The organism is Aquipuribacter hungaricus (genome assembly GCF_037860755.1).
Lineage (GTDB): Bacteria > Actinomycetota > Actinomycetes > Actinomycetales > JBBAYJ01 > Aquipuribacter > Aquipuribacter hungaricus.
The window spans coordinates 1-1,062 of sequence record NZ_JBBEOI010000452.1 but is presented as its reverse complement, the minus strand read 5'-3'; the positions used below and the strand labels follow the sequence as shown (position 1 = coordinate 1,062).

Below are 1,062 nucleotides of genomic sequence, written 5' to 3'. Positions count from 1 at the left end.
GCCACCACGGGCGCCGGCACGCCGGGCGCCGCCGGGACCACCGCCGCTGCCGCTGCCGGCGCGACCGGCCCCCGCACCGCGGGCGGGCCCACCGGCGGCGACGTCGTCGACGCCGCCCGCCGCTACCTCGGCGTCCCCTACCGGTGGGGCGGCACCGACCCGGCCACCGGCCTGGACTGCTCCGGCTTCGTGCAGCGCGTCTTCGCCGACCTGGGCGTCGACCTGCCCCGCACCGTCGCCGACCAGCGCCACGCGGGCACCGCGGTGGCCTCCATGGCCGACGCCCGCCCGGGCGACCTGCTCGTCTTCGACAGCGCGGGCTCGCCGAGCGGCCGCCACATCGGCATCTACGTCGGTGACGGCCAGATGATCGCCTCGCCCAAGAAGGGCGAGGACGTGAGCATCATGAAGGTCTGGGACGACGTCGCCGCCATCCGCCGGGTCGTGCCCGACGGCAGCGCCGCTCCCGCCGCGATTGCCGCGACCGCCGGGGTGCAGGCCGCCGCCCGGCCTGCCTGGGCGGCCCCGAGCACCGACCTGGCCGGCGTCTTCGCCGACGCCACGGCCCGGTACTCCCTGCCCGAGGGCCTGCTCGCCGCCGTCGCGCAGAAGGAGTCCGGGATGCGCGCCGACGCGGTCAGCCCGGCCGGCGCGCGCGGTCTCATGCAGCTCATGCCCGGTACCGCCAAGGAGCTCGGGGTCGACCCCATGGTCCCGGCGCAGGCCGTCGACGGCGCCGCCCGCTACCTGCGGCAGCAGCTGGACGCCTTCGGGTCCGTCGACCTCGCCCTCGCCGCCTACAACGCCGGCCCCGGCGCGGTCCGCCGCCACGGCGGCATCCCCCCGTACGCCGAGACCCAGAACTACGTGACGGCCGTCATGGCGGCCATGAAGGACGGACGGACCGCATGAGCATCCGCACCCCTGCAGGGACCCCCCGCGTGGAGGACCTCCTCGCCGCCCGCACCGCCCGCCCCGGGACGACCGGCGGCACGGGCGACGGCGCCGGCGCGTTCGACCGCGTCCTGCGCGACGCCCGGCGCGCCGACCCCGCCGCCGGCC

General features: G+C 78.4%; 1 protein-coding gene. It reads left to right on the top strand.

Going from position 1 to position 1,062, the window contains the following annotated elements:
- Nucleotides 1–912: NlpC/P60 family protein (locus tag WCS02_RS20550; RefSeq protein WP_340296175.1), on the top strand; the 912-nt coding region annotated here is incomplete at its 5' end.
- Nucleotides 913–1,062 lie beyond the last annotated feature (150 nt).